At 77.1% G+C, this 4550-nt stretch carries 3 protein-coding genes and 1 pseudogene; 2 read left to right on the top strand and 2 right to left on the bottom strand.

Annotated features, from left to right (window positions below):
- The coding region (locus EBO15_RS42650) for an aminotransferase-like domain-containing protein (RefSeq protein ID WP_147481914.1) at positions 1-953 on the top strand (953 nt) is incomplete at its 5' end.
- 13 nt (positions 954-966) lie between these two features.
- Here EBO15_RS42650 and EBO15_RS46660 read toward each other — a convergent pair.
- The gene (locus EBO15_RS46660) at positions 967-1785 is read right to left on the bottom strand and encodes a hypothetical protein (RefSeq protein WP_233616859.1); all 819 of its coding nucleotides are present in this window, start codon (positions 1783-1785) and stop codon (positions 967-969) included.
- A 405-nt stretch (positions 1786-2190) separates the two neighbouring features.
- Here EBO15_RS46660 and EBO15_RS42640 point away from each other — a divergent pair, with 405 nt between their 5' ends.
- Positions 2191-3297 (top strand): phosphotransferase family protein, encoded by a 1107-nt coding sequence (locus tag EBO15_RS42640; RefSeq protein ID WP_122200121.1) that lies wholly within the window; start codon positions 2191-2193, stop codon positions 3295-3297.
- A gap of 6 nt (positions 3298-3303) precedes the next feature.
- Here the strand turns inward: EBO15_RS42640 and EBO15_RS44925 are convergent.
- Positions 3304-4550 (bottom strand): annotated as a pseudogene (locus tag EBO15_RS44925) (hypothetical protein); the annotation flags it as partial.

Genomic DNA, 4550 nt, shown 5'->3' with positions numbered 1-4550 from the left:
GCCCGGACCCGCGCGGGCGGCCCGCCCTCCGCGTCGCGCTGGCCGAGCACATGCGGCGCAGCCGCGGCGTGTCCTGCGCCCCGGACGCCGTCGTCGTGACCCGCGGGATCGGCAACGGCCTGGACCTGCTCGCCGCGACCGTCCTGCGTCCCGGCGACCGCGTCGGCGTCGAGGACCCGGGCTGGGCGCGCGCCCGGACGGTGCTGAGCGCGCGCGGCATGACGCCCGTCCCGTGCCCGGTCGACGAGCACGGCCTCGTCGTGGACGCGCTGCCCGGCGACCTGCGCATGGTGTACACGACGCCGTCCCACCAGTACCCGCTCGGGGGCGTCCTGCCGGTGCCCCGGCGGCAGGCGCTGCTGGCGTGGGCGCGGCGCACCGGCGCGCTCGTCGTCGAGGACGACTACGACGGCGAGTTCCGCTACGACGTCGCGCCGCTGCCCGCGCTGTTCGACCTGGACCCGGAGATCGTGGTGCACCTCGGCACCACGGCCAAGATCCTCACCTCGGACGTCGGGGTGGGCTGGCTGGTGGCCCGCCCGGACCTGGCGGCGGCCGTCGCGCGCCGCCGGATCGACCTCGCCGACCGGACCGCCGCCGTGTCCCAGGAGGCGGTCCGGCTGCTGCTGGAGCGCGGCGACCTCGAACGGCACGTCCGGCGGATGCGCGCCGAGTACGCCCGCCGCCGCGCCGTCGTGACCGAGGAGCTCGCCGGTCTGCCCCTGGTCGGCGACACCGCCGGGCTGCACCTGGTCGCGTCGCTGCCGCCGGGCCGCGCCGAGGAGATCGCCGGCGAGGCGCTCCGGCACGGCGTCCTGCTGGACGTCCTGGAACGCCACCACGCCGGGCCGGCGCGGTTCACCGGGCTGGTCATCGGGTACGGCGCGGTCTCCGGACGGGCCGAACTGCGCACCGGCTGCGCCCTCGTCCGCCGTCTCGTGGCGGGCGCCTGACGGGCGCCTCGGGTCAGCGGGCGTTCACCGGGACGGGCCGGGGCGCCTGCGGGGCCGGGGCCGGAGCCGTCGGCGGGGCCGTGGCCGGTGGAGGAGCCGCCCGGGTGAGCAGTGGCCTGCGGGAGCCGTTGCCGAGCGGGCCGTCGTCCCCCGGGACGGGAAGGGAACGGGGAAGGGCGGGGAGCGCGGTCTCAGGGAGCACGGTTTCGGGGAGCACGGTGTCCGGGAGCACGGTCTCGGGGGTCACGGTTTCAGGGAGTGCGGTGGCGGGGCCGGTCAGGCGGCGGACGTCGAGGCCTCCCGGGTCGGGCCGGACGACGTCCGGCACCTGGGACGCGCCGAAGTGCCCGCCGCGCGCCCAGGCCCGGCGTTCGCGGCGGGACTCGTAGGACTGCGGCGTCGGCAGCGGCGGCCCGGCGGGCCAGCGGCGCGCCACGCCCCAGCCGTCCAGCCAGCGCAGGACCGGGTCCAGGCCGGTCAGCGGGCCGCCGGTGAACGGCTCGCGGGCCTCCCCGACGACCATGATCTGCGCGCAGATCCGGCCCTCCCGCCCGGGGACGAGGTCGAAGTCGCCGGCCGGGCCGTCCTCGGCCAGCGCGAGCGCCGCGCGGACGATCGGGACCTGCTGGACGAGCTCGCCGGAGACCGGGTTCCAGACCAGGTGCGCGGGACGTCCGATCTTGGCGAGGTCGGCGGCGAGCGACCGCGCCGACACGGCGCGCGGATCGGACCCGCTGGTCAGCCACACGACCCTCGGCGCGCCGCCCCGGAGGGCGCCGCCGTCCTGTCGCGCGGGCAGCCGGACGGCTGCGGGCAGCCATGCGTCGGCCACGGTGCGTCCCCCCCAATGGGGCGCGTGGGTCACGGCCCCGTTCGGTGTTCGGTCCGGTCCTTGCCTTCTGGCCCGGCCGGACGTGCGGGGTCCGGTCGGCCCGCTGGGGGCCGGTGTGGATGGTCGTATATCGACATTCCTGCCTTGTGTCGGTGATGACTACCCCCGCCGGAGTCCGCTCTCACCTGGGACGGCGACATTCCTGCGCGCACCCGCGTCCATCAGCCGCGCGTCACTCCCCGCACGGTGGCGAACACGCAGGTGACGGGCTGCTGGGACGGCTGGGGAGGGTGGGACCGACCACGGCCGGATCCGGCCGGGCCAAGGGTGCGGGAGCGCGGGCGCCGGGGGTGGTGGCGCGGCGGGCTTCCCAGGGGGAACCGAGCCGCGTTCTAATAGGGAGCCATGACGGCAGACGCTGAACTCCCGGCCGGTGTCCCCGGCATCGACGTGCCCCGACTCGCCGCCTGGCTCGCGCGCGAACTGCCCGGATCCGGGCGGATCGACGGCGTCGAGGTGATCGCGGGAGGACGCTCCAACCTCACCTACGCGATCACCCTGACCGGCGGCGACCGCGACCGCATCGTCCTGCGCCGCCCGCCGCTCGGGCACGTCCTGCCGACCGCGCACGACATGGGACGCGAGTACCGGGTGCTGTCCGCGCTCGGGACGCACGGCACCGGCGTCCCCGTGCCCGCCGCGCTCGCGCTGTGCGAGGACACGGAGGTCATCGGCGCGCGCTTCTACCTGATGGAGTTCGTGGACGGCCGCGTCCTGCGCACCCCCGAGGAGGCCCCCGACCTCACCCCGGACGGCGCGCGCGGGCTCAGCGAGGCCCTCGCCGCCGCGCTCGCCGCGATCCACACCGTCGACGTCGAGAAGGCCGGGCTCGCCGACTTCGGCCGCCCGTCCGGGTACATGGAGCGGCAGCTGCGCCGCTGGGGCCGGCAGTGGGACGCGTCGCGGGACGCGATCCACGCCACCGGAACCACGCGCGACCTGCCCGAATACGACCGGCTCGCCGCCCGCCTCGCCGAGCGGCTGCCCGCCGTCCCGCCCCGGGACGCGCCCGCGCGGCTCGTCCACGGCGACTTCCGGCTCGACAACGCGCTGGCCCGGCTGGAGCCGGAACCGGAGATCGCCGCCGTCGTGGACTGGGAGATGTCCACGCTCGGCGACCCGCTGTCCGACCTGGGGCTGACGCTGGTCTACTGGGCCGAGGCGTCCGACGCGGAGCTGCTCCCGGTCGGCGCGACGATCACCGTCGCGCCCGGCTTCATGACGCGCCGCGAGTTCGCCGGACGGTACGCCGAGCTCACCGGCTCCGACCTCTCCGACATCGACTTCTACGTCGCGTTCGCGTGCTTCAAGCTCGCCGTCATCCTGGAGGGCATCCACGCGCGCTTCCTGCAGCACGCCACGGTCGGCGAGGGCTTCGACCAGATCGGCTCGGCCGTGCCGGTGCTGCTGACCCGCGCGCACTCCGTCCTGGACACCCGCTCCGCCTGGTAGCGAAGGTCAGCAGAAGCTGACGGCGGCGGTGCCGGAGGGGGAGAACGCGACCTGTCCCGTCCGCGAGCCCCAGCACATGCTCTCGCGCCGCACCTGCACCGTCGCGGACCGGCCGGCCGACAGCGTGCCCGACCCGGACGCGGACAGGCCCCGCGAGACGCCCACGACGCGCCACGTCACGGACCCGCCGGTCGCGGTCACGGTGATCTCGCAGCTGTCGCCGAGGCCGATGCTGCACCCGGCCACCGACAGCGTCCCCGGACGCGGCGGATGCGTCGCCGGCGGCGGCGTCGTGCGGCGCGGGGGCTGGGTCGTGGTGTGGGTGTGGGGCGTCGGCGAGCTGCTCGTGGTCGTCGGCGTCGCGGACGGCGAGCGGGACGGCGACGACGAGCCCGTCTTCGCATGCAGCGTCGGCGTTCCCGAGGGGGTTCCCGCGCCCTTCATCGGCGGTTCCACGACGCTCTCGGACGGCGAGGGCGTCGCCGGGTTCCCGCCCTTCGCGACCGGCCCGGCGCCTCCGCCCCCGCCCCCGGCGAACGCCGCGACCGCGGCGCCGAGGACCGCGACGGCGGCCACGCTGCCCGCCGTCGCGAGGACGGCCCGCTTGCGTCCGCGCGCGCTGCGCAGCTCACCGGCGACCCAGCGGTCTCCGTCCTCGGGGATGCGCCCGGACCGGCGGGGCTTGAGGTCCTCGCCGTCCTCGCCCTTGCCGGACGACGCGTCCCGCGAATGCCGTCCGCCGCCGCCGCCACCGCCACCACCGCTAGATGGTGACCGCCCGGCGGGGGCGTCGCCGGGGACGGCCTCGAAGGAGAGCGTCGTGTCGGGGGCACCCGAGCCGATCACGTCGGGACCCGGACGTCCGGCGGGACCGGGTGCGGGCGCCTCGGCGTTCCGGTTCGGCGTCTGGCCGGCGTCCCCCGGAGCCGCGCCGACGGGAGCCTCGGCGGCGTTGGGGCGGGCGCGGCGGCCTCGCTTGGGACGGCGCGGGGTGTACGGGGTGGGCCAGCCGTCCGGGTCCAGGGGCTCGCTGAGGGCGGCGGCGGAGCGGCGGGCCTCGGCGCGCGCGGGGGACGCGGCGGCGTTGAGGACGTCCAGGCGCAGGTCGGCCGGGATCGCGGCGACCGGCAGGTGGCCGAGGACCTCGTCGGGCGACAGGTCCGGCACCGGCTGGGCCGCGCACACTCCGCAGGATGCGACGTGGCCGCCCAGCGCGTGCGCCTGCGGCGGCGTGGGCGGCCACGACTGCGGGA

Origin of the sequence: Actinomadura harenae, assembly GCF_003696215.1 — a bacterium.
Taxonomy (GTDB): Bacteria; Actinomycetota; Actinomycetes; order Streptosporangiales; family Streptosporangiaceae; genus Spirillospora; species Spirillospora harenae.
This window is presented reverse-complemented; position numbering and strand designations above follow the sequence as displayed.